The sequence below is a fragment of the Natrinema sp. H-ect1 genome (assembly GCF_041821105.1).
Taxonomy (GTDB): Archaea; Halobacteriota; Halobacteria; order Halobacteriales; family Natrialbaceae; genus Natrinema; species Natrinema thermotolerans.
Genome location: NZ_JBGUBA010000002.1, coordinates 59,628 through 82,521 on the forward strand (window position 1 = coordinate 59,628; position 22,894 = coordinate 82,521).

General features: G+C 65.9%; 24 protein-coding genes and 1 pseudogene. 12 read left to right on the forward strand and 13 right to left on the reverse strand.

The genetic code is table 11. From position 1 onward, the window contains the following. The first annotated feature begins 342 nt into the window (after positions 1-342). On the forward strand, positions 343-594 hold the full coding sequence (locus tag ACERIM_RS04490) for a hypothetical protein (RefSeq protein WP_373631476.1): 252 nt from the start codon (positions 343-345) through the stop codon (positions 592-594). Then, positions 591-1,059, forward strand: a pseudogene (locus ACERIM_RS04495) (nucleic acid-binding protein). The gene ACERIM_RS04490 and the pseudogene ACERIM_RS04495 overlap by 4 nt, the downstream one beginning before the upstream one ends. Positions 1,060-1,170: 111 nt before the next feature. Here ACERIM_RS04495 and ACERIM_RS04500 read toward each other — a convergent pair. Beyond that, the gene (locus tag ACERIM_RS04500) at positions 1,171-1,341 is read right to left on the reverse strand and encodes a hypothetical protein (protein ID WP_373631477.1); all 171 of its coding nucleotides are present in this window, start codon (positions 1,339-1,341) and stop codon (positions 1,171-1,173) included. Positions 1,342-1,557: 216 nt separating this feature from the next. Here ACERIM_RS04500 and ACERIM_RS04505 point away from each other — a divergent pair, with 216 nt between their 5' ends. Beyond that, the gene (locus ACERIM_RS04505; protein ID WP_373631478.1) at positions 1,558-2,991 is read left to right on the forward strand and encodes a DUF389 domain-containing protein; all 1,434 of its coding nucleotides are present in this window, start codon (positions 1,558-1,560) and stop codon (positions 2,989-2,991) included. On the opposite strand, the gene ACERIM_RS04510 is transcribed toward ACERIM_RS04505, so the two are convergent. The 4 genes from ACERIM_RS04510 to ACERIM_RS04525 all read right to left on the reverse strand — a co-directional run bounded on the left by ACERIM_RS04510 (position 2,917) and on the right by ACERIM_RS04525 (position 6,828). Beyond that, positions 2,917-3,312: a hypothetical protein gene (locus ACERIM_RS04510; protein ID WP_373631479.1), complete on the reverse strand. Its 396-nt coding sequence runs from the start codon at positions 3,310-3,312 to the stop codon at positions 2,917-2,919. The genes ACERIM_RS04505 and ACERIM_RS04510 overlap by 75 nt on opposite strands. Positions 3,313-3,486: 174 nt before the next feature. Then, on the reverse strand, positions 3,487-4,479 hold the full coding sequence (locus tag ACERIM_RS04515; RefSeq protein ID WP_373631480.1) for a linear amide C-N hydrolase: 993 nt from the start codon (positions 4,477-4,479) through the stop codon (positions 3,487-3,489). A gap of 322 nt (positions 4,480-4,801) precedes the next feature. Then, positions 4,802-5,971, reverse strand: a complete 1,170-nt coding sequence (locus ACERIM_RS04520; protein WP_373631481.1) for a zinc-dependent alcohol dehydrogenase — start codon at positions 5,969-5,971, stop codon at positions 4,802-4,804. Further along, positions 5,968-6,828, reverse strand: a complete 861-nt coding sequence (locus tag ACERIM_RS04525) for an SRPBCC family protein (protein ID WP_373631482.1) — start codon at positions 6,826-6,828, stop codon at positions 5,968-5,970. The genes ACERIM_RS04520 and ACERIM_RS04525 overlap by 4 nt, the downstream gene beginning before the upstream one ends. A gap of 243 nt (positions 6,829-7,071) precedes the next feature. On the opposite strand from ACERIM_RS04525, the gene ACERIM_RS04530 reads away from it, so the two are divergent. Beyond that, positions 7,072-7,911, forward strand: a complete 840-nt coding sequence (locus ACERIM_RS04530) for an ion transporter (RefSeq protein ID WP_373631483.1) — start codon at positions 7,072-7,074, stop codon at positions 7,909-7,911. Positions 7,912-8,313: 402 nt separating this feature from the next. Then, positions 8,314-9,696, forward strand: coding sequence for an FAD-dependent oxidoreductase (locus ACERIM_RS04535; RefSeq protein ID WP_006180386.1), 1,383 nt, complete (start codon positions 8,314-8,316; stop codon positions 9,694-9,696). Positions 9,697-9,780: 84 nt separating this feature from the next. Here ACERIM_RS04535 and ACERIM_RS04540 read toward each other — a convergent pair whose 3' ends face one another. From ACERIM_RS04540 to ACERIM_RS04550, 3 genes are all read right to left on the reverse strand, one after another. After that, positions 9,781-9,990 (reverse strand): hypothetical protein, encoded by a 210-nt coding sequence (locus tag ACERIM_RS04540; protein WP_373631484.1) that lies wholly within the window; start codon positions 9,988-9,990, stop codon positions 9,781-9,783. 175 nt (positions 9,991-10,165) lie between these two features. Further along, the gene (locus ACERIM_RS04545) at positions 10,166-10,630 is read right to left on the reverse strand and encodes a pyridoxamine 5'-phosphate oxidase family protein (protein ID WP_373631485.1); all 465 of its coding nucleotides are present in this window, start codon (positions 10,628-10,630) and stop codon (positions 10,166-10,168) included. A gap of 59 nt (positions 10,631-10,689) precedes the next feature. Then, the gene (locus ACERIM_RS04550) at positions 10,690-11,217 is read right to left on the reverse strand and encodes an alpha/beta hydrolase (RefSeq protein ID WP_373631486.1); all 528 of its coding nucleotides are present in this window, start codon (positions 11,215-11,217) and stop codon (positions 10,690-10,692) included. 328 nt (positions 11,218-11,545) lie between these two features. Between ACERIM_RS04550 and ACERIM_RS04555 the strand changes: the two genes are divergently transcribed. Beyond that, entirely contained in the window at positions 11,546-12,148 is a 603-nt protein-coding gene (locus ACERIM_RS04555) for a LemA family protein (protein ID WP_373631487.1), read from the forward strand. Then, positions 12,145-12,924, forward strand: a complete 780-nt coding sequence (locus ACERIM_RS04560; RefSeq protein ID WP_373631489.1) for a hypothetical protein — start codon at positions 12,145-12,147, stop codon at positions 12,922-12,924. Before ACERIM_RS04555 ends, ACERIM_RS04560 begins: the two co-directional genes overlap by 4 nt. 1 nt (position 12,925) lies before the next feature. On the opposite strand, the gene ACERIM_RS04565 is transcribed toward ACERIM_RS04560, so the two are convergent. Further along, positions 12,926-13,903, reverse strand: a complete 978-nt coding sequence (locus ACERIM_RS04565; RefSeq protein ID WP_373631490.1) for a peptidase zinc-dependent — start codon at positions 13,901-13,903, stop codon at positions 12,926-12,928. A 273-nt stretch (positions 13,904-14,176) separates the two neighbouring features. Here ACERIM_RS04565 and ACERIM_RS04570 point away from each other — a divergent pair, with 273 nt between their 5' ends. The 5 genes from ACERIM_RS04570 to ACERIM_RS04590 all read left to right on the forward strand — a co-directional run bounded on the left by ACERIM_RS04570 (position 14,177) and on the right by ACERIM_RS04590 (position 19,292). Further along, positions 14,177-15,769, forward strand: a complete 1,593-nt coding sequence (locus ACERIM_RS04570) for a GMC family oxidoreductase (RefSeq protein ID WP_373631491.1) — start codon at positions 14,177-14,179, stop codon at positions 15,767-15,769. Between the two features lie 94 nt (positions 15,770-15,863). After that, complete coding sequence (locus ACERIM_RS04575; protein WP_006180382.1) at positions 15,864-16,529, forward strand: AIM24 family protein; 666 nt, start codon at positions 15,864-15,866, stop codon at positions 16,527-16,529. A gap of 69 nt (positions 16,530-16,598) precedes the next feature. Then, positions 16,599-17,984 (forward strand): sodium:calcium antiporter, encoded by a 1,386-nt coding sequence (locus ACERIM_RS04580; RefSeq protein ID WP_373631492.1) that lies wholly within the window; start codon positions 16,599-16,601, stop codon positions 17,982-17,984. 50 nt (positions 17,985-18,034) lie between these two features. Then, the gene (locus tag ACERIM_RS04585; protein WP_373631493.1) at positions 18,035-18,769 is read left to right on the forward strand and encodes a hypothetical protein; all 735 of its coding nucleotides are present in this window, start codon (positions 18,035-18,037) and stop codon (positions 18,767-18,769) included. Between the two features lie 70 nt (positions 18,770-18,839). After that, positions 18,840-19,292, forward strand: a complete 453-nt coding sequence (locus ACERIM_RS04590; RefSeq protein ID WP_006648052.1) for a DUF2391 family protein — start codon at positions 18,840-18,842, stop codon at positions 19,290-19,292. Here the strand turns inward: ACERIM_RS04590 and ACERIM_RS04595 are convergent. The 4 genes from ACERIM_RS04595 to ACERIM_RS04610 form a co-directional block, all read right to left on the reverse strand. Then, complete coding sequence (locus tag ACERIM_RS04595) at positions 19,289-20,125, reverse strand: GNAT family N-acetyltransferase (RefSeq protein ID WP_373631495.1); 837 nt, start codon at positions 20,123-20,125, stop codon at positions 19,289-19,291. The genes ACERIM_RS04590 and ACERIM_RS04595 overlap by 4 nt on opposite strands. An 80-nt stretch (positions 20,126-20,205) precedes the next feature. Beyond that, positions 20,206-20,628, reverse strand: coding sequence for a universal stress protein (locus ACERIM_RS04600; protein ID WP_006648050.1), 423 nt, complete (start codon positions 20,626-20,628; stop codon positions 20,206-20,208). A gap of 106 nt (positions 20,629-20,734) precedes the next feature. Next, positions 20,735-22,444, reverse strand: coding sequence for an acyl-CoA synthetase (locus ACERIM_RS04605; RefSeq protein WP_373631497.1), 1,710 nt, complete (start codon positions 22,442-22,444; stop codon positions 20,735-20,737). A gap of 88 nt (positions 22,445-22,532) precedes the next feature. Next, entirely contained in the window at positions 22,533-22,799 is a 267-nt protein-coding gene (locus ACERIM_RS04610) for a hypothetical protein (RefSeq protein WP_373631498.1), read from the reverse strand. Positions 22,800-22,894: the final 95 nt, after the last annotated feature.

Here is a 22,894-nt window from a genome sequence, read left to right on the forward strand (position 1 = left end):
ATGCTGACGGTGGTAATACACCTCGAGACTCGTCGTGTCTTCGGGTAGATCTCTAACTTCGTCGCTCGCCGTGGCGCTGGTGGTACATCGGACATCCAAAAACACCGTATGGATGGGCACTATATCAGATTTTAACAATACCGATAATCGGCTTACTGGTTCCGGATTTCGGTAGATAGTGTAGTGGTACATGTAAGTCGTTTGGGTTGGAGTGCCGAGGCCACGATTTTGACGAGAGACGGTATCTCTGGGTCATCTGGGTGCAGTTACAGTAATTAGAAACCTCGTCAGGCCCGTGCTGGCAGACACGGATTTAAGAACGTTGCTGGACAATCGTCTGCTATGGCCGCCGAAATTTCCGATCGAGTTCGAGAGATTGCGGAGGCTCGCGACCTCCCCGAGTCCGAGGTGTTCGAGCGGGCGCTCGAACGCGGCCTCGAAGACCTATGGGAAGACCTCGTCCTCGCACAGTATCTCGACGGACGTCTCGACCGCGAGGGCGCCATCGAACACGTCGGTCGGACGAAAGTCGAGCGAGCGGAGCGAGAGCGTGAGGTCGTTGAGGAAGATGTCGATTGGGGTCTGAACGCGTGACGCTTGCGGCCGTTTCGGATGCGGGACCGCTCATTCATCTCGCCGAAATCGATTCACTCGAGCTGCTGTCAGCGTTCGATACGCTCCTGATTCCGGAGACAGTCTACGAGGAAATCGAGAGAGGTGGTGTTCCGGACGGGTTTCGGCCCTCTCGTACGAACTCGTCGAAGCGGACGAGAAGCGAATCGAGTTCGAAGAGTTGGATGCTGGAGAACGCGCCGCGTTGGCGGTCGCAAAAGAGCGCGGAGTTGTGTTTCTGACAGACGACCATGCTGCTCGGGAGCGGCTTCCGATGTAGGCACTGAAGTACACGGCTCGATCGGCATACTCGCGCTCAGTTACGCCCGCGGAGAACTCGATAGAGACGAGGCAGCGTCACTCATGCGCGCACTCCAGCGTGAGACGAGTCTCTTCGTGACTGAGGCAGTCGTGGAGCGTGGCATCCAGTTGTTGGACGAACAGTAACGGAACGAGTGCGCTCGATAGATGGTGTAAACACATTCACTATGGATACATTGTGGGTTGTGAGTACTGACGCTCCCTCTCCGCAGGCCAATCTGGCCGCAACGGCCACACTCAGTTGGCGATATACCGAGCGAGGACGACGATCGGCAGGACCGGGATCACCAACCCCGTCGCGATGAGGGCGACGGCGACGATCGCCTTCTCGAGCGTACTCGAGTCGTCCCAGACCGATCGGGAGAGGCTGTCGATACCCGCCGCGGTTCGCTGGAGGAGTCCGGCCATGGCGACCAGCTACCGCGCCAGCGGGCGTAAAGCCTCGCCGTCCGGAGCGGACAGTCACCGGAATCGAAACGAACGCTCGCCGGACGGGTCCCTTGTATTTTCCCGTACGCTTACACTATCCGTTCTACCACTCGAAAAACACGAACGCCCCTCATATGCTCCTGTTACGGCCAGTAGTAGGCCGTTAGTAAATGCCGTGTCCGTCGACCGAGCGGTATGCGACTCGTGCAGGTCTTCGTTCCCAACGAGGACCGCGCCGCGGTGCGGGAGACGCTCGCCGAGATGGAGGTGGAATTCGTCTTCAGCGACGCGGCCGATCACCGGGACGGGAGTCTGGCGAACGTCCCGGTTCCGGCGGGGGCCGTGGACGCGGTCCTCGAGCGACTGTACGACGCCGGACTCGACGAGGACACCTACACCGTCGTCACGGAGGTCGATCGAGCCACCGTTCCGAACGCCGACGAGTTGACGGACCGCTACGTCGAGGGGCCGAAAGGGGAGCGCGGCGCGTCCCACGCCGAGATCCGGGAGCGCGCCGCGGACCTGACCCCCGACACCGCCACCTACCTCGCGTTCGCGATCGCGAGCGCGATCGTCGCGGTCGGCGGCCTCCTGCTGGATTCCGCCATCGTCATCGTCGGTGCGATGGTGATCGCGCCCTTCGCGGGGTCGACGCTCTCCGCGAGTGCCGGCGCGGTCATCAGCGACCGCGAGATGGTCGTCGACAGCGCAACGTCGCAGGTGACGGGACTGGTCGTCGCCTACCTGGGTGCGGTCGCGATGAGCGTGTTTCTGCAACGGTCGGGGTTCCTCCAGCCGACGCTGGACGTCGGTCGCGTCGGGCAGGTCGGCGCCTTCGCCACGCCGAACCTCCTGACGCTGGTCATCGCCATCGCGGCCGGGTTCGCCGGCGCGCTCGCGCTCGCGACCGACCTCCCCGTCTCGCTGGCCGGCGTCGCCGTCGCGGCGGCCATCGTCCCCGCCGCCGCCGCGGCCGGCATCGGGACGGCCTGGGGCGAGCCGATCATCGTCGCTGGCGGACTCGTCTTGCTCCTGATGAACATCGTATTCATCAATCTCACCGCGTATCTGACGCTCATCGCGCTCGGCTACCGCTCGTCGGTGATCAGCGACGTCCGCGAGAACGCGACCGTCTCGCTGCGTACGGGCGCGTACGCCGTCATCGTCCTCGTCTTCCTCGTCGTCGTCGCGCTGACCGCCGCCGGGACCTACCAGCACCTCGTCTTCGAACAGCGGGTCAACGGCGAAGTGCAGGACGTCCTCGAGGAACCGGAGTACGGCTCGCTGGAACTCGCCGGCGTCGAGACCGAGTACAACGACGGGAGCGTGTTCAGCGACGAGGTCTCGGTGACGGTGACCGTCGGACGCTCGAGCGCCCTCGAACACGAGGGGCTGGCGGACGACTTGCAGACCGAAATCGATGCTCGGACGAGCCGGGCCGTCAGCGTCGACGTTCGGTTCGTCGAGTATCAGCGCGCGGCGGCGGTCGGCAGCGACGACGAGCGGAGCGCGTGGTGGCCGATCGACGAGTGGCTGCCGACCGCGACGAGTCCCTCAGTCGCGCAGTCGGCGCCACAGGTCGCGGCACTTCCCGCGGACCTTGTTGAGCAACGAGCCGACCCGGCGTGACCCGGAGAGGAGTCGGAGCGCGCGGACCGACCGCCCGATGCGAAGCAACCGAAACGGGCGGAACCAGGGGACGACGGTGAGGATCAGGAACCAGTTCGAACGGACGAACCCCCTCGGGCCTTCGTCAGACCACCGGTAGAGGAGCGCGAGATCGAGAAGGAAGACGACGAGGAGCCATCGGAGGACGCCGCGAACCGTCGCCGCGACCGAGTCGGAGACGACGAGTACGTCGACGCTGATCGCGACGTCGACGACGAACAGGGCGATCCACACCAGCGCCACGACCTCGACGAAGGGTGGCCACCAGCGCTCGGCGTCCATCTACTGGTACGTAGGACGTGACGACCCAAAACGTTGGGTCAGTCGAGTACGAGTGACTTCTTCGAGACCGTCGTGGTACTGCTGTCCCCTCGAGTGTGTCTCCCACTGGCGACGGTCGATCGTCTCCGCGACTGACTGTCGATGGCCCCGTCTCCAACGCGCTGGAAATCGGGCTTAGCTCGAGGGTGCGGGGACGCCGAGAAAATCGAACGGTTCGGTTTCGACGAGTTCGTCGGCGACGTCGCCGGCGAAGACGTTCGTCTGGTTCTCACCGAGCGACAGCGATCGAACGGTATCGGTCTCGAACTCGACCTCGTCGAGGTCCAGCCAGAAGACGGCCGGTGAGAGCGCCGACTCGAAGTAGTACCGTCGGTCCCGATGATCGGCCACCGTGCGCCAGCGCGTCGAGGAGATATGCGGTTCGTCCGGCGTACTGATCCCGTACGGAACGGAGACGTTGCGGATCGCGCCGAAGACGCTCGCCGTCGCCGTTCGACGGTCCCGTGTCTGCGGAATCGCGTCCACGTAGAAACTCGCGCGGGCGAACCGGTCGGCCGGGCGATTCGTCCCCGGTAACATGGCCGTGCCACCGATCTCCGACCAGTACGCGTCGAGTGCGAGTTGCTGGTCGAACGGCGGGGAGTTCGTCAGCACCTGATACTCCCGATCGTGATGGATCACTAGTTCGCCGTCGACGTACTCGAGGACGGCGCTGTCACCCGCCGCGTCCGAGATGGACAGATGCAGGGTCGCGAACCGGCCCTCGTCCGGGATCTCGTCGGATACGACGGTGAACTCCTCGTTCCGGTGGTTCTCGACCGCCTCCGCGACCGTCGCGAAGTTATCGAGGACGTACTGCGCCCACAGCGAGATCGACAGTCCGGGTGTCTCGCCGTCCCACTCGGGGTAGTCGGACTCGGTGAGCCACAGGACGTTCGCGACCAGCCCGGCTTCGTTCATCCCATCGGTCGTCGCGATATCGTACGCGGAGGCGACGACACTGCCGTACTCGGCGGTCCACTCCATCGATGACGGACCGACTTCACCCGTTCGCTCCATGCCGCGCGGGAAGACCCAGATGTTGGTCCCGATTTCGCCGTGCCAGTCCATCGACCGGCCGGTGAGGACGATGTCTTCGGGGCCGAGATACACCAGTCGCGTACACATCTACGAGTCCCCTCGAGTCTCTCCGCTGTCGTGTCTCGTCGGCCCGGACATAGGACTGTCATACCGTAAGCAGGATCATAAGTTGCGTTCGGTCCGAGCTGATACGTCTTGGCCGCTGGAGTATCACCGGCCGGCGGCGGTCGGCGATGTCGCTGACGGGCGCTCTCATTCGTGCAGTCGCTGACGCAGGCCGTGGCCCTTTCGGCGGACTTCGTCGAGGAACGAGTCGGTCCGGCGGGAGAGTCCAAGCGCGACGCGATCGGTGAGAAACAGCCCCACCGTCTCGTCGCACTTCCCGAGCGGTCGCCGACTCCGTCTCCAGTCAGGGATCCAGCACGACCTTGATACAGCCGTCCTCCTTGTCGCGGAAGGTCTCGTACATTTCGGGTCCCTTCTCGAGCGGTTCCCGATGCGTGACGACGAACGAGGGATCGATTTCGCCGTCCTCGATCTTCGCGAGCAGCGGCTCGAGATACCGCTGGACGTGCGTTTGCCCCGTATTGACGGTCAGGGCCTTGTTCATCAGCGGGCCGACGGGAACGTTGTCCGCGTGGCCGACGTAGACGCCGGGGATCGAGAGCGTCCCGCCCTTCCGGCAGCACTTGATCGCCTGTCGGAGGACGTGGGGCCGATCGGCCTCGAGGTTCACCTGCTGTTTGGCCTTGTCCGTGAGGCCCATGAGACCGGTCCCGTGGGCCTCGGTGCCGACCGCGTCGATACAGCGGTCCGGGCCGCGGCCGCCGGTCATGGCCAGCAGCCGGTCGTAGACGTCCGCCTCCTCGAAGTGGATCGTCTCGGCGTCCCCGTGTTCGCGGGCCATGGCGAGCCGTTCGGGGACGCGGTCGATCGCGATGACGCGGCCGGCGTCGAACAGCCACGCGCTCTGGATGGCGAACTGGCCGACCGGGCCACAGCCCCAGACCGCGACGGTGTCGTCTTCGTCGATCTCGGCGTTCTCGGCGGCCATGTATCCCGTCGGGAACACGTCCGAGAGCAGCAGCACCTGCTCGTCGGGGAGATCCGCGTCGACCGTGATCGGGCCGACGTCGGCGAAGGGCACCCGTAGGTACTCCGCCTGCGCGCCGGCGTAACCGCCCAGCATGTGCGAGTAGCCGAACAGCCCGGCCGGCGACTGGCCCATGACCTTTCGGGCCATCTCGGCGTTCGGGTTCGAGTTATCACACAGCGAGTACATGTCCTGCTCGCAGAACCAACAGGAGCCGCAGCTGATCGTGAAGGGGACGACGACCCGGTCGCCTTCCTCGAGCGTGTCGACGTCCTCGCCGACCGCGACGACTTCCCCCATCGGCTCGTGGCCGACGATGTCGCCCTCCCGCATCGAGGGGACGTAGCCGTCGTACAGGTGCAGATCGGAGCCACAGATTGCCGTGGCGGTGATCTCGACGATCGCGTCGTGGGGGTTGGCGATCTCCGGATCGGGGACTTCCTCGACCCGGACGTCCTCCTCGCCATGCCAGCACAGCGCCCTCATAGGGCATCACCCGCGCCGCGGGCGGAGGGGTTCGACTCGAGCGTGGGTATCTCGCCCGTCTCGACGAGGCTCTTGAACCGGTCGAGGACGACCGCCGCGAGCGACTCCGGGACGATCCCGAGGCGGTCGGTCATCGCGGTGCCGACGGCGCCACCCGGGGGCTCGAACCGAAAGCGGAAGGTCACTTCCGTCCCGCGGCCGGTCGGTGCCTCGCGGAAGCGGACCGCCCCCTCGCTGTCGACGGGCGCGTTCCCGAGCGACTCCCAGCGCAGGTACTCGCCGGGGCGGTCCTCGATGACCCGCGTGTCCCACGAGACGCTCGCGCCGAGCGGACCGCTCGCGATCCAGTGCCACCGGTCCTCGCTCCGGGCTTCGACCTCGAGCAGGCCGCCGTAGAGACGTGACATCGTCTCGGGGTCGCGCCAGCGCTCGGAGACCGCCTCGGGCGACGCGCCGATCGTGACGGAGCGGGTCGTTTCCACCGCGGCCGTCGTGTCCTCTCGATCGGCCTCGCCGGCAGAACGCGTCCCCTCCGTATCGCTGTCGGCTCGGCCACCGACGAGTCCCCGATAGAGGAGCCAGCCGCCGGCGACCGTCGCCGTGACGCCGCCGACCGATCGTCGCCTGAGCCCAAGCACCAGCAGGGTGCCGCCGGCGGTCGCTGCGGCGAGTCGGCCGCCCCGGCCCAGTGACCGCCGCGACGGGCCCGATTCCGGGAGCCGCGGCTCCGCGTTCGTTACGTGCTGGCGATCGGCCGCCACGAGTCGCTCACCTCCGGACGGATCCGCTGGTCGGTTCGTCGGCGCTGGCGGCGTCGCCCCGTCGCCGGCCGTCGGTCCACCGATCTGCCCGGACACGGCCTCTCGTTCCGTGTAAGAAGGGATCGCCTCATTAGTTCCGTCGCGACGTTCACCGACCGGTCGTTTGTCAGTGGGCCCCGCAAACGCAGGCTCGAGCAGTCCCGTACCGGGCCGAAACGAGCGCGACCGGCCCGCTTCGAGGCGACACGCCCTCGATCGCGGATCGGTCCACCGATCGAAACTGATGGTCCTCGCGGATCCGAGGGCCTACGTGTCTCGCTCGTGGAATGTGACTGTCGGATGCCTACTGACGCCGCGCCCGGGAGCCGCGACCGCCGCGAGACCGTCCGGTTCTACCTGCTGGATCACCGGACACTGCTGGGGAAAGCGATCGACATTGCGCTGCTCGCGTTGAACCTCGCCTTCGTCGCCGTCTTCGTCGCCGAGACGTATCCGCTCCCCGCGGAGCTACGGACACGACTTTGGGGGCTCGAGGTCGCGATCGCGGGCGTCTTTCTGATCGAGTACGTCCTGCGGCTGTACGGTGCCAAAGACCGCCTCGCGGAGGCGACGAACCCCTACACCGTGGTCGACCTGCTCGCGATCCTCCCGACGCTGCTGGTCGTCCTCCTGCCGGGGGTCGGGACGGTCGCCGGCATCGGGTTCCTCCGGGTGGTTCGGGTGGTTCGGGTCCTCCGGTTCTATCGGTTTACGCAGGACGCGGAGTTCTTCTTCGGGACGGTCTCGGACAACGCCCTGCGTGCGCTGAAGTTGCTGTTGACGGTACTGGTGCTGCTGTTCGTTTCCGCCGGGCTGTTCTACAGCGCGGAACAGGCGGCCAACCCCGACGTCGCCACGTTCGGCGACGCGTTCTACTACGTCGTGGTGGCGCTGTCGACGGTCGGGTTCGGCGATATCGTCCCGATCACGACCGCTGGGCGGTGGATAACGGTTGCATCGATCCTGGCCGGCATCATCGTCCTCCCGTGGCAGGCGAGCAAGATCGTCCGCGAGTGGAGCCACAGGGAGAAAGTCGACGTCACGTGCCCGAACTGTGGGCTGTCCTCACACGACCGGGACGCCTCCCACTGCAAGGCCTGCGGTCACGTCATCTATCAGGAGGTCGACTCGAGCGAGTAGCCCGTCAGGTCGGGATAAAACTCCGGCGTCGTTTCCGCCCGGTTCGCCAACCCGTCCCGACGGCTGCCCGTCGCGACCGTCGTGAGAGGATCACCGCTCGGGCATCGACGACCGAACCGATACGTCGACTGTCGATAGAATAGTCGGTGACTCACGGGCGAATCGGGACGAAACGAACGGGCTGTGCCGGCGGAGTGGCCCGGTATCGGCGGATGCATACCTGGTAAAAACACTCGATACGGCGGGCCTATCGCGACATACTGTGTCAGCACGGTCGGCCGATAGAACCGAACGCCGGCCACGTCGATACGCATATCGACGACTGTCGAGATACGGATCGAAAAAATATGAGTTATACGTCTGGAGTCGAGGGGATGCAATACGGACTCACACGATTCAATAATGTCTGGTAAATACGATCTCGTCATCGTCGGTGGGGGTATCAGTGGCGCATCGCTGCTCTACACGACCGCGAAGTTCACTGACATCGACTCGATCGCCCTGATCGAGAAGGAGTCGGAGGTCGCGGCGATCAACTCGCATCACACGAACAACTCCCAGACGCTACACTTCGGGGACATCGAGACCAACTACACGCTCGAGAAAGCCGAGGAGGTCAAGGAGGGCGCGGAGCTGCTCGCCGGCTACCTCGAGAACTACGACCCCGACCGGGAGATGCACGACAAGCGCAGCAAGATGGTACTCGGCGTCGGCGAGGACGAAGTCGCCGAACTCGAGGAGCGATACCACGACGAGGGCTTCGGCGACCTCTTCCCGAAGCTCCGCCCGATCGACCGCGAGGAGATCGGCGAGATCGAACCCAAGGTCGTCGAGGGCCGCGACCCCTCGACGGAGATGCTCGCGCTGCAGACGCCGGACGGCTACGTCGTCGACTACGGTCAGACGACCAAGTCCTTCGTCGAGGAGGCCGAGGAGGAGGCCAACGTCGACGTCTTCACCGGGACCGAGGTCACGGACATCACGCCGACGCTGGACGGCTACACGATCGAGACCGACGCCGGCCGGTTCGACTGTGACGCGACGGTCGTCGCCGCCGGTTCCCACAGCCTCCAGATGGCCAAGGAACTGGGCTACGGCCAGGACAAGGTCTTGCTGCCCATCGCGGGGAGTTTCTTCCTCGCCGACGATCTCCTGAACGGGAAGGTCTACACGCTCCAGATGAAGAAACTGCCCTTCGCGGCCGTCCACGGCGACGCCGACGTCCACGACGACTCGATCACCCGGTTCGGCCCGACCGCCAAGCTCGTCCCCGCCCTCGAGCGCGGTCGCATCTCGACGGTCAAGGACTTCCTCGACGTCTTCGGGCTGAACGCGGCCGCCTTCCTCAGCTACGCGAACATCCTCTCGGATCGGGTCCTGCTACCCTACGTCCTCCAGAACCTCGTCTACGACCTCCCGAACGTCGGCCGGAAGCAGTTCCTGCCCCACGTCCAGAAGGTCGTTCCGAGCGTCGAACTCGAGGACATCGAACGCGCGAAAGGCTATGGCGGCGTCCGACCCCAGATCGTCGACACGAAGAACAAGTCCCTGGACATGGGCGAGGCCAAGATCGTCGGCGACGACGTCATCTTCAACATCACGCCCTCGCCGGGTGCCTCGACCTGTCTCAAGAACGCCATGCGGGACACGCACACGCTGCTTGACTTCCTCGAGGGCGACTACGAGTTCGACGAGGAAGCGTTCCGCGAGGAGACGATCGACAACTTCCCCCGTGGCGACGATTCGGCCGGCAAGAAAGTCGCCGCGCCCGGCGCGGACGACTGAGACGGTCCGTCGGAACGGGTTCCCGGTGCAACTGCACACGTCGCGGTCGCGCTGGAAACGACTTCCGACAGTCCGTCTGGCCCGCTAGCCGAGTACCGCTCGGATCCTGTTCGACAGCCGTTCGAAAACCGACGAGTCGTCGTCTCGAGCGGTCGCCGCCGATGACGAGTCGGATCGTACTCCGCCGGCCGCCCGGTCACAATACGGGCAGGTATCGGTCTCGTCGCCGTAGTACGGCAGGCCACACTCCTCGCAGGTCGTTCGCTGTTTTCGCGTGGCTGTGTCGGAACTCATCGGCCCGCTTGGGATACGGTACCAATCGAAATATAGCTGTGTCATCGCCGACCGAACTGACAGCCGTACTGACTGGTTCGCGATCCCCTCGGCGGCGGTCGGCCGACCGCGGCTCGCATCGGCACCGCCGTTTCCGCGAACGGGCGCGAGTCGTGATTGCAGCCTCGAGTCCGCGCTACGCCGTCTTTTCGCCCGCTTCCCGTCCCATCCGCTTGCTGTAGTCCCAGCTGTAGATCTCCCGGGGCTCGATCCGAACGCGGACCTCCTCGCGGTCGTCGTCGAGCAGCCGCGTTGCCAGCGGTGAGTCCGTGTCGCCGAGGTAGCGTTCGATCAGTGCCCGGAGGACGGCCTTGTCCTCGTCGGGTGCGATCTCGGCGGTGCCGGTCCCCCTGATCCCGCGGTAGGGCACGTCGTTCGTCGAGATGTCGAAGCCAACCGCCGGCTCGCGGCGGAGGAACCGAACGACGGCGGCGTTTGCACCCGTCGCACACTCGAGGGCACCGTCGCGGTAGCGATACCACAGCGCGACCGGCCACAGCGACCCGTCGGGCCTGTGGGTCGCGAGCCGGATCGGGATGGTCGCCTCCTGAAGGAACGCTTCGACGTCGTCTTCGTCCCACGCGCCGCGGAACTCGGTCATACGGAACCGCTTCGGAGAGCAGACTGAAAAAGCTCGACCCCGCTGTTCGACTCGGGTCGTCACTCGAGTGCGTCGGGGCCGTCCTCGAGGGCCGCCAGGAACGGCTCGACGTGGGTCTCGCGACTCGGCGAGTCGAACAGTTGATGGCCGCCCTCGTAGACGACGCGGTTCGACTCGGGCGTGCGGCGTTCGATCGCCGTCGTGCTGACGACGGGGACGGTCGGCGTGTAGAAGACGACGCCCGCTTCCTCGAACTGGAACGGCGGGAGCCGCGACTGAGCGCGTTTCGCCTCCCGGAGGAACGTCGGGGCGACCCGACTCGGCGTGTCCGCGAGTTGCCGGTCGGTCGCCAGCGCCCCCCAGCATCTCCCGGTCGGCCCCGCCGTTCGGGAGGATCGACCGCGACAGCGGGAGCCGCATGGCGAGCGAGACGATCGGATTCCGCATATCCCCGTGAAAGCCCCCCACGGGCTCAGGTAGACACGCCGGTCGGCTCCCGCGAGGAACTCCGCGATGAGCCCGCCGGTGCTGTGGCTCAGCAGCCGGAACGACTCGAGGCCGCGCACGTAGTCGTCGATCGGTTTCACCCATTCCGCATCGAAGTCGGTGACGACCGTCGGGATTTCGAAGACGGTGACGCGATAGTCGGCGTCGACGAGCCGGTCGACGAGCCACCGGACGTTCTCGTGGTCGATCCGGTTCCCCCAGCCGAGGACGAAGACGAGGTTCCGACTCCCCTTCTTCGTTGAACCTCTCGCTTCGAATACATATCTGGGTCGAAACGGAGTCGCCTATGCGTATCGGTCGCAGATTCCCGTCTCGCACACTACGATAGCCACTGTCCCTGCTGTCGGCGCAAATCACGCGACGGTGACGAAACGTATACTTTACTGCAATATAATTGTCGGAAAACACATGGCTCTGTACGGGGTAGTGGTCGTCGGATTCGGGTTCCTCGTCGTCGCCTACAGCGTCGTCCGGTATCTCGGACACGCACAGGCGCGGCTCATGACGGCCCACGAGAACTGCGAGAAGACGTGGGCCGACATCGAGGTCCTGCTCGAGCGGCGACGGGCAGAACTCGAGCAACTCGTCGACTTGACGAACGAACACGTCTCCCACGAGCGGGATCTACTCGCGGGTATCGTCGACGCCCGCGAGGGTGCGATCGAGGCGCAGTCGCCGGCGGAGGCTGCCGCGGTCGCGGTCTCACTCCGTGACGCAACCCAGGAAGTCTACGCGCTCTCGGACGAGTACCCCGAACTGGCGTCGAACGACCGATTCGAGGAACTCTCGCGTTCGATCCGACGCCTCGAGCAACGGCTGGAGGACCGCCGAGAGCAGTACAACGAGGCCGTCGCGACGTACAACGCGTTGCTGTACACGTTTCCCGAATCGCTGTTCGCCAGATACCACCGGTTCGGCCGCCGGCAGCCGTTCGTCGCCTCCCGCGGCGCACACGAGGGCGTCGACGTCGGCGAGCGCCTCGCCGTCGGATCGCCGACGACCGAGCCGTGATCCTCGCGATTTTCTTCTATCTCGGGCTGGTTCTCGGCTCGGGCTTTCTCGTGCTGGTCGGGATCCAGACCGTCAGCGACGGCTTCGAGCGCCACGAGGAACGGACCGCGATCCTCGATCGGCCCGTCTCGTCGCTCTCGGCTGTCGCGTTCGGCGAGACCGCACTTGTGGGGACGGCTCGAGCCGACGGACGTCCGGAGCGAGTTCCCTTCGGCGGGCAGGATCGAGCCCTCTTCTACGACGTGACCGTCGACGACACCAACAAACTCGAGACGCCACACGTCGACGAGCGGGTCGCACGGTCGTTCTTCCTCGAGCCCGACGCCGATGCGGCCGACGCCGACGGTCACGTCCGGGTCGACGCGTCGGGGTTTCGGCTCGACCTCTCCGACGATCGACGGTGGTCGACGGAGATAGCGAGTCACGAGGCCATTTCCGACGATCTGGAGGCGTTCGCCGAGGCAAAGGACGTGCCCGCACAGGGACTGGAACGGGACCGGGAGTTCGCCTACGAGTATCTCGCACCCGGCGACGACGTGTTCGTCTACGGCCGCGCGGTGCCGGATGACCGCGCGGGCGGCGACGGGAAGGGTGTCCTCGTGACCGTCCCCGAAGGCGGCGCCGGCGTCATCTCCGACAAATCACCCGAGACGCTGCTCGCCGAGCGCCGCCGTGTCTTGGCGAAGAGCGTCTTGCTCGGCGTCCTCGAGTGCGTCGTCGGCCTCGCGGTGTTCCTCTGGCTGACCGGCATCGCGCAGTTCCTGCTCGGCGCCTGACTCAGGCCCACGCTTCGCTGGCGACGACCCACAGCCCCGCGCAGATCCCTTTGACGATCCAGACCGTGATGACGCCGAGGATCGCGCCCACCGCGAGGAGCAGAACCGCGGCGGCATCGGAGAGTTCCCCGCCGAGGATCCGGTCGGCGACGGACAGCCCGATGAGCAGCCAGCCGACGATCGCCCCGAGATAGAGGACGACGTTCGTCCAGAACTTGGCGATCCGGTAGATTTCGTGGACCGGTTCCGGCAGGGCTCGAGCCCATCCGGGACCGGGACGGGGAATCCGATCGGCGACCGGCCTCGTTAGCTCGACGAACTTGATTACTGCAAGGAAGACGAGTCCGAGCGGGAGCAAAAGCGGGTCCCACCATTTCCGTTCGATCTTCGTACCGGGTGGTTGGACGACCCACTCGTCGGGGCCTGGCGCTGTCGACTCGTCCGTGAGCGCGGTCCAACACTCGTCACAGTACGTCGCCGGCGCTGCATCGAACCCGTCGAGGCCGGCGCCGTGTTCAACGGCACACGGTTGGCCGTCGTCGTCCGCATGAAAGTGCGTCCGCAGTCCCACCGTCGTTCCGACGACCGAGAGCGTCTCTTTCCCCAGCCGCTCGCGCTCGAGGTCGGTCAGGGAACCGCCGTCGAGTAGTCGGGCCGTCGAGACGATGCCGAGGGACTCGAACTCGAGGCCGACGCCGAACAACCCGAACTGCCCGTTTCTCATCGTGATGTAGCTGTCAGTAACGCCGATTGCGATGTCGAGGCCCTCAGCTTCGGCCTCGAGCGCGTCGAAGAACGATCCCACGTTACCGTCTGTCGAATCGTCCTCAGGGGGTTTCTCGAGCGGCGCTCGAACCGGGGCCGGCATCTCGAACGTCTCGCGAAGCGTCTCGGCGACTGTCTCACACGCCGCCGGCGACGGATCGCCGACCGGAATCACCGCGGCGCGCGGAACCTCGCCGTGCGGAAAGACGACCATCGATGCCACCACGTGTCCGCCCGTACTAATATGTATCCCGATACGTTCGACGGCGCGACGGATCGATCCGCTCGTCGGTGGCGTTCCGTGGTTTCGGTGCCAGCCGGCGAGGCCAACGAATCGGTCGATCTCGCCTGACGGGCGATCGGTTCGTCAGTGGATCGTTCGATATTTCAAATCACCATCTATTTGGAGCGGCCCGACGGCTACTGATCGCTCGCAGACCGCTCGGGGATACTACTATTACGGTCCCGCTATATGGTGTGTGGTACCATGACGGGGAACGGGGATACCTACGACTACGTGATCGTCGGCGCGGGACCGGCGGGCTGTGTACTCGCGAATCGGCTATCGGCCGACGGCGACGAGGTACTGCTTCTCGAGGCGGGCGAGCCCGACGAGCAACGCGAAATCTCGATCCCGGTGGCGTTTTCGGACCTCTTTCAGTCCGACGTCGACTGGAACTACCACACCGAGCCCCAGTCGGCACTGCACGACCGGGAACTCTACTGGCCCCGCGGGAAGACGCTCGGCGGCTCGAGTTCGATCAACGCGATGATCTACGTGCGGGGTCAGTCCGCGGACTACGACCGCTGGGCGGAACTGGGCAACGAGGGGTGGGGCTACGACGACGTGTTGCCGTACTTCAAGCGGGCCGAGGACAACGCCCGCGGTCCGTCGGCCTCCCACGGAGTCGGCGGCCCGCGACACGTCGACGATATTCGGTCGCCGAACGAACTCAGCGAGGCCTTCGTGAAAGCGGGGCAGGCGGTCGGTCTGTCCCACAACGAGGACTTCAACGCCGGCGACCAGGAGGGAGTCGGCTTCTATCAGGTGACCCAGGAGGACGGTCGCCGCCACAGCGCCGCCGACGCCTATCTGAAGCCCGTCCTCGATCGGCCGAACCTGACCGCGGTGACGGGGGCACGGGTCACGCGGATCCGGTTCGACGGCCAAACGGCCGTCGGCGTCGAGTACGCCCGCGACGACGGCGACGGCAGCCCCGCGACGGTCGACGCGAGCGAGGAGGTAATCTGTGCGGCCGGTGCGATCAACTCGCCGCAGTTGCTCATGCTCTCGGGTGTTGGCCCGGCCGACCACCTCGAGCGCCACGACATCGACGTCGTCGCGGACCGCCCGGGTGTGGGCCGGAACCTGCAGGACCATCTGCAGGTCGGGGTCAACTACGAGTGCGAAAAGCCGCTCAGCCTCGCCGATGCGGACTCCTTGCTGAACCTCGTGAAGTTCTTCCTCCTGAAACGGGGGCCGTTGACCTCGAACGTCGCGGAGGCCGGCGGCTTCGCGACCGGTACCGACGACGCCGACCGCCCCGAGATCCAGTTTCACTTCGGGCCGTCGTACTTCGTCGAACACGGCTTCGACAACCCCGACGGTCACGGCTTCTCGCTCGGTGCCCTTCGCCTGCGTCCCGACAGCCGCGGCCGGATCACCCTCCGGTCGGCCGACCCCTTCGACGAGCCGGCCATCGATCCACAGTACCTGACCGAGGGCGACGACCTCGAGGTGTTGCTCGAGGGGATCAAGCTGGTCCGGGAGATCCTGCGGGCCGAGCCGTTCGACGCGTACCGCGGCGAAGAGGTGTTGCCGGGATCGGACGTCCAAAGCGACGAGGCATTGATCGAGTACATTCGCGAGACCGCCGAGACGCTGTACCACCCCGTCGGCACCTGCAAGATGGGCGACGACGAGCTGGCGGTCGTCGACGACCGGCTCCGGGTACGGGGGGTCGAGGGACTGCGCGTCGTCGACGCGTCGGTGATGCCGACGATCACCAGCGGCAACACGGACGCGCCGACGACGATGATCGCGGAGAGGGCCGCCGACCTCGTTCGAACCGACGGCTGAGCCGATCGCTCGAGTGCCGTCGACGGTCGTCCCGCGGCACGGAATTGATGGATGAGTAACTATTTTACCGTCCCCTCCGAACCCTCGAGTGACTATGGATGTCGACGAATTCGTCACCGAGAACGAACCGAAAGCCGGCGGCGAGGCCTTCCAACTCGAGAGCGACAAGCTGCTCGACGTCGCCGTCGACGGCTCCGTGATCGCCAAGGCGGGCTCGATGATTGCCTACGACGGGGACCTCTCCTTCGAGGGGATCTCCTCGGCCGAGGGCGGCATTACCGGCTTCCTCAAGGAGAAGGCAACCGGGGAGGGGACGCCGGTCATGGAGGCGACCGGCACCGGCCACCTCTATCTCGCCGATCAGGAGAAGAAGATCCAACTGCTGGAACTCGATGCCGGTCAGTCGATCTCGGTCAACGGCAACGACGTCCTCGCGTTCGAGCCGAGCGTCGACTACGAGATCAGGACCGTCGAGAGCATCGCCGGCTTCTCGGCCGGTGGGTTGACCAACGTCTTCCTCGAGGGGCCGGGGACCGTCGCGATCACCACCCACGGGGAGCCCCTGGTCTTGCGACCGCCGGTCAGGACCGACCCCAGTGCGACCGTCGCCTGGAGCGGGACGACGCCGGGCAGTCACGTCGACAAGGCGTTCTCGAATATGATCGGACAGTCCTCCGGCGAGACCTACCAACTCGAGTTTACGGGATCCGAGGGGTTCGTCGTCGTCCAGCCCTACGAGGAGCGGACGCCACAGCAATAGCAGGCAGCACCGGCATCACACCGTCCCACGTATCACCGGTGGATCGGTACGCGTTCCTAGACGACTTCCATGAACCGACGAGCGCTCGGCGCGATTTCGGTCGCGGTCGCACTCACGCTCCCCTGGGTCGCCGTTGTGGGGGCAACCGACCTCCTCCCCTGGGTTGCGACGACGGTCGGGGTCGGGTACGAAGCACCGGCTGCGCTCCGAACGCTCTCGACGCTCGCGACGGTGATCCTCACAGGGCTTGCCGTCCTCGGTGCTGCGTTCCTGCTCGCGTGGGCCGCCGAAACCGCCGAGAAAGACGTTCCACAGGCGTTCGCGATCGCCGTCCTCGCCGTGTTGGCCGTCGCACCCGAGTACGCCGTCGACGCGCTCTATGCCTGGAACGCGGGCGTGTTCGCCGGGACCGAACGCGGGATGGAAGCCGGCAACCTGGCCGTCGCCAATATGACCGGCGCGAACCGCATCCTCATCGGCCTCGGCTGGGCCGGCATCGCCCTCTTTACGATCTACCGGAGCGGCGCGTCGACCGACCCCGCCGTCGAGCGACGCGACGGCTTCCTCTCGGACGTCGTCGTCCTCGACCGGGAGATCGGCCTCGAGATCGTTTTCCTGTTGCTCGCCACCCTGTGGGCCTTCCTCGTCCCGCTCAATGGCGGGATCGATATTTTCGACATGCTGTTTCTGGTCGGGCTCTACGTCTGTTACATCGCGGTCATCCTTCGGGGCGAGGTCGAACCCGACATGGACCACGTCGGCGTCCCGGCGTATCTCCAGCGCTTCTCGAAGCCAGCCCGGATCGCGACCGTCCTCCTGCTGTTTGCTTACTCCGGCGTGATGATCTTCACCGCCGTCGAACCCTTCGCTCACGGCCTCGAGTCGCTCGGTGAGAGCGTCGGGATCCCCTCCTTTTTCATGATTCAGTGGATCGCGCCGCTGGCCTCCGAAGCGCCGGAACTGATCGTCGTCGTCTACCTCGTCAACAAGGCCCGCTCGACGGCGGGTTTCAACGCCCTGATCTCCTCGAAGCTCAACCAGTGGACGCTGCTGATCGGGACCCTCGTGGTCGTTCATTCGCTGGCGCTTGGCAGCTATGGCGTCCTCGCGTTCGACTTCAAACAGTCCGCGGAGATCTGGCTGACCGCCGCCCAATCGTTCTTCGCGATCTCCCTGCTGATCCGCTTCGAGATCTCCGTGAAAGAAGCGGTCACGCTGTTGACGCTGTTTCTCTCGCAGGTACTGCTCGAGTTCGCCCTCATCCGTGAGTTGGTGACGCTACCGGTCTCGAGTACCGACCTCCTGTTGCTCTACAGCGGGCTTTACCTCGTTCTCGGGACGGCGCTGTTCGTCCGCCGTCGGCGGGCGCTCGGCAGCCTCGTTCGCCGAACCGCGGGGACCGTCGGCGACGCGATGTCGACCGGCGACGACCAACCCCACAGCGCCGACGACTGAACCGGCCGGCCATAGACATACGGGGCCGGAGGTGGTGACACCCTCGTGGCGTGTCCTCGATCGGCCCGCTTCCCGCCGATGCGGCACTCGCTCCCGCGCTCGCGGTCGCCCTCGCGCTGGTGCATCTGTTCGCCGGCCGACTGAGCGTCGGCGGGCGGATCCCGCGGAGCCGGTGGCTCTCCCTCGCCGGCGGCGTCTCGGTCGCGTACGTGTTCGTCCACCTCCTGCCCGAGATCGGCGCGGCCGCGACGACACTCGGGGCCCGCGGGGCGGCGACCGGCGAATCGGCTGGCTACCTGATCGCCCTGATCGGCTTCGTCGCCTTCTACGGCCTCGAGCAGTTCGCCCGGCGGTCGAACCTCGATCCCGGTTCGGACGGCGACCCGTCTGGGACCGCGGTGTTCTGGATTCACGTGGGCTCTTTCGCCGTCTACAACGCGATCGTCGGGGCCCTGCTTCTGGACCCCGAACTCGACGGGCTCTTTCCCTTCTTCGTCGCGATGGCGCTGCATTTCCTCGTCACCGACGACGGCCTTCGGGACCACCACGGTCCGACCTATCGGCACCGTGGCCGGTGGGTGCTGTCGGCCGCGGTTCTCGTCGGCGTCGTTGTCGGATACGCCCTCGAGGACACCGATCTCCTCGTCTCGGTGTTCGTGCCCTTTCTGGCCGGCGGGATCGTCCTCAATGTGATCAAAGAGGAGCTGCCGTCCGACCGCGAGAGTCGGTTCCCGGCGTTCGCTATCGGAGCGGCGGGGTACGCTGCGCTGTTGCTGTTCGTCTGAACGGTTCCGCTGCCGGGTGCTGTCACTCGACAAACAGGGGCGTTTTACCGCTCCGCTATAATCGATCGCTATGAAACTTCGACGGCCGCGCCGGCCGCGGGACTTCCGGCTCGCGGACTCGGCCCAGCAGATCGTCGGGGGGTTCCTGCTCGCCGGCCCGTTCGTGGTCACCGAGGAGGTCTGGACGCTCGCGGCGAGCATGAACCTCTTCCAAGCGATCGGGACCGTGATCGTGGTGTTCGGGATCGGCTACGGCGCGCTGTATACCGCGGACACGACCCGCGACGTCGACGACGAGCAGGAGGTCGCCGGGATTCCGTTGCGGTTTATCTCGCTGATGATCGTCTCCTTCGGCGCAGTGACCGTACTCGCGCTTTTACTGGACGCCCCCGATACCTTCATCGAGGACGCCAAGACGACCCGCGAAGTCGCACAGACGACGTTCAAGGCCATCAGCGTCGGCTCGGTATTCAGCGTCGTCGGCGCGGCGACGGCCGACAGCATCTTCGCGAAGAACGGTTAGAGCCGCGAGTCGTCGTACGACTCCTTGGACCGCTCGGCGTGGTCGTTCCCGCAGTCGGGACAGGCGAGCCGCTCCATGTTGTCCATCGAGACCTCGAGCGAGCCGCAGTTCGCACAGTAATAGCCGTACTGCTGTTTTCGATCCTCGTCCTCGTAGGTGTGGAAAAACGGCGCCGCGGTGCCGGATTCGGCCCCGTCGCGGTCGATGTAGACCGTCGTCCCGTCGTCGGTCGCGGTCAGGTCGCCGTCGGTTGTCTCCGTCCCGGGGAGGTCCTCGTCGGCGGTGTCGGCGGTGACTGTCGCGTCGTCCGCACGCGATTCCGTCGGGAGGGAAACGTCGATGTCCGGCTCGGTATAGACGTACTTGACGAGCGACTCGCCGGCGACCTCGACCTCCCGATCGCCGTCGTGTTCGAGGCCGAACCGTTCGACGAACCCGTGGCCCTCGGTGTTCTCCTCGAGGACGGTCACGCGGACGTGGTCGGCCCCGCGGTCGCGGAGACGCTCGGTCATCGACTCGTAGAGTTCCGTCCCGATCCCCTTGCCGCGGTGTTCCGGATCGACGAACAGCCAGTCGATCTCGCCCCACTCGTCCGCGAGTCGGCCCTCGACGACGCCGGCGATGGTTCGGTCCTCGATCTCCGCGCCGGTCTCGACGACGTAGAGGACGGTCTCGTCGTCCTCGAGTCGCTCGCTGACGGCGTCGTCGGCGAACTCCTCGTCGGTGATCCCGTCGATCTGCCCCGGGCTGAGCCTGAACGAGGTCGTCATCGAACTCTCCACCACGTCCCGGATCCGCTCGCTCTCGTCCGGTTCCGGCTCCCGTATCTCCATACTGGGTAGTCGACGCCGATCCGGATAAGATGGCTGCCGGCAGAAACAGCCGACGCTACGAGCGGGAACGGTCTGTCACGTCACTCCCCGCCGCCGCCGGTGACGACGACCGGCCGATCAGACCTGAGGATCACGCCCTGCGTGGTGCTGCCGAAGATCGCCTTTCCGACGGGCGAGCGCTTCCGGCCGCCGAGAACGATCGAATCGACGTCGTAGCCCTCGGCCTCCTCGAGGATGTCGTCTTCCGTGTCGCCACTGTCCTCGATCAGGGTCACGTCGACGCCGGCCTCCTCGAGGCGCTCCTTCGCGCGCCGGACCGAGCCGATCCGGGAGGCGGACTTGAACTTCTCGAATTCCTTCGGGAGCTTCTCGCTGTTTTCGGTGAAGACGAAGAGAATGTACGCTTCGACCGACTCCGCCGCGTCGGGCAGCGACGCGACGTACTCGGCCTGTTCGACTGCGCGGTCCTCGTTGGCATCGACGGGCATCAACACGCGGTACATGCGCAGTGGTTGGCATTCGGCAACAATAAAACCGGCCGTGACTGTCACCGCGCCGGATGGGTTCGACCGCGCTCGAGCGGTTCGGACGATTCCCACGCCCGACGGGTTACTCGTCGGCTCCGTCGCCCTCGCGCAGGGACCGGCGGCGGATCTTGCCGGTCGTCGTCGTCGGTAGCCGCTCGACGAACTCGATGTGTTTCGGATACTCGTACTCGGCGAGGCGGTCCCGGACCAGGTCACGGATCTCCGCGCGGAGTCCCTCGGGGTCGTAGTCGTCGACGGCCGGCTTGACGAAGGCCTTGATCGCCTCGCCACGGGTCTCGTCGGGGACGCCGACGACACCGGCCTGTTCGACGGCCTCGTGGGCGAGGACCGCGTCCTCGACCTCCGTCGGTCCGACGCGGTAGCCGCTGGTAAGGATCACGTCGTCGGCTCGCGAGTGGAACCAGACGTAGCCGTCCTCGTCGCGCTCGACGAGGTCGTCGGTCAGGAACCACCTTCCGGAAGACCGTTGCTCTTCCGACTCCCCGCTCGCTCCGCTCGCGGGGACGTCTTCGGTCCGCTTGTTCGCCGTCTTCTCCGGCAGGCCGTGGTACTCGTCGAAGAAGACCCGCCGGTCGGCCGGCTTCACCGCGAGTTCACCGACCTCGCCGCGCTCGAGGCGCTCGCCCGTCTCGGGGTCTACCACCGCGATCTCGTAGCCGGGTAGGGGCTTGCCCATGCTGCCGGGGCGGGTATCGAACCACCGCGCCGCGTTCCCGACGACGAGGTTGAGTTCGGTCTGGCCGTAGAACTCGTTGATCGCGACGTCGTCGAACGTCGATGCGACCCAGTCGACGACCTCCGAGGTGAGCGGTTCGCCGGCCGACGCGAACGTCCTGATCGAGAGATCGTACCGCCGTTCGGGGTCGTCGACGCCCATCAGCAACCGGAGCGCCGTCGGGGGCATGAACGCCTCGGTCACGTCGTGGCGCTCGAGCAGGTCGTAGACGTCGTCGGGATCGAACTCGTCGCGGGGCCAGCCGACGACCGAGCAGCCGTGGTGCCAGGCCGCGAACAGCGTGCCGCCCAGTGCCGCGCCCCACGCCCAGTCGGCGGGCGTCCAGAGCGTGGCCTCGCCGTCGGCCAGTCCGCCGTCGAAGTAGTTGGCGGCCGCGGCGGCCCGCCCGAGCCAGAGCGCGTGGCTGTGTCGAACGCCTTTCGGCGGCCCCGTCGATCCGCTCGTATACATGATCGCCGTCGGTGTCTCTGGCGTCGCGTTGTAGACGTCGATCCCGGGCTCGTGGGCTGCGATCAACTCCTCGAACGAGTGGGCGTCGCCCCGTACCGCGTCGCCGTCGTCGAGTTCGATCACGGCCTCGAGGGGGGGACACTCCTCGCGGATCTCGTCGACGGTCTCGCGGACGCTCGGATCGACGACGACCGCTTTCGCCTCGCTGTCCGCGAGCCGGTACTGTAAGGCGTCGCGTCCGAACAGGACCGTCAGCGGCACGGATACCGCACCGAGTTTCCAGTTCGCGAGGTGCGTGATCGGGTTCCCCGGTTTCTGCGGGATCACGACGCCGACCCGATCGCCCGCCCCGACGCCGAGGTCGGCGAGCGCGGCGGCGAGCCGATCCGACCGGTCGTCGAGGTCCGCAAAGGAGTAGGTCTCGAGGCCGCCCTCGGGGGTCTCGTACCGCAGCGCCGTTTGACTCGTGTCCTCGTGTTTCCGGAGGAAGTCGACGGCGGGGTTGTACTCGTCGGGGAGGTCCCACGAGAACGATTCGCGGGCCCGCTCGTACGACTCGAACTCCGGCATGACCGTCCAGCTCATGGCTCGTGATACCGAGGCCAGCACATAGCCTCTTTCGACACGCGCGAAAATGAGAAGTGATCGACGGGCCGGCGACCACGAGGCCGAATCAGTCTTCTTCGCTTTCCCCGTCCGCCTCGGATTCTTCTTCGTCGTTGCTCGCCTCGGGTTCCTCGTCCGTTTCGGACGCTTCTTCCTCGTCGGCCGTCGTTTCCTCGCCTTCGCCTTCGACTTCGATCTCCGCTTCGACCTCGATCGAGAGTCCGTCGGCTTCGAGTTCGCCCTCGAACTCGCGTTCGTCGCCGACCTCGATCTCGAGTTCGTTCGAATCCACTTCGACTTCGACCTCGACGTCGACGGTGACTTCGTCGTCCATACGCCCGCTTCGCCGGGCACCCCTAAAGTGGTATCGCGCGTTTTCGGGAGTCGAACACGCCCGCTGTTGTCCGTCCGGAAGACATTTTTAGGCCG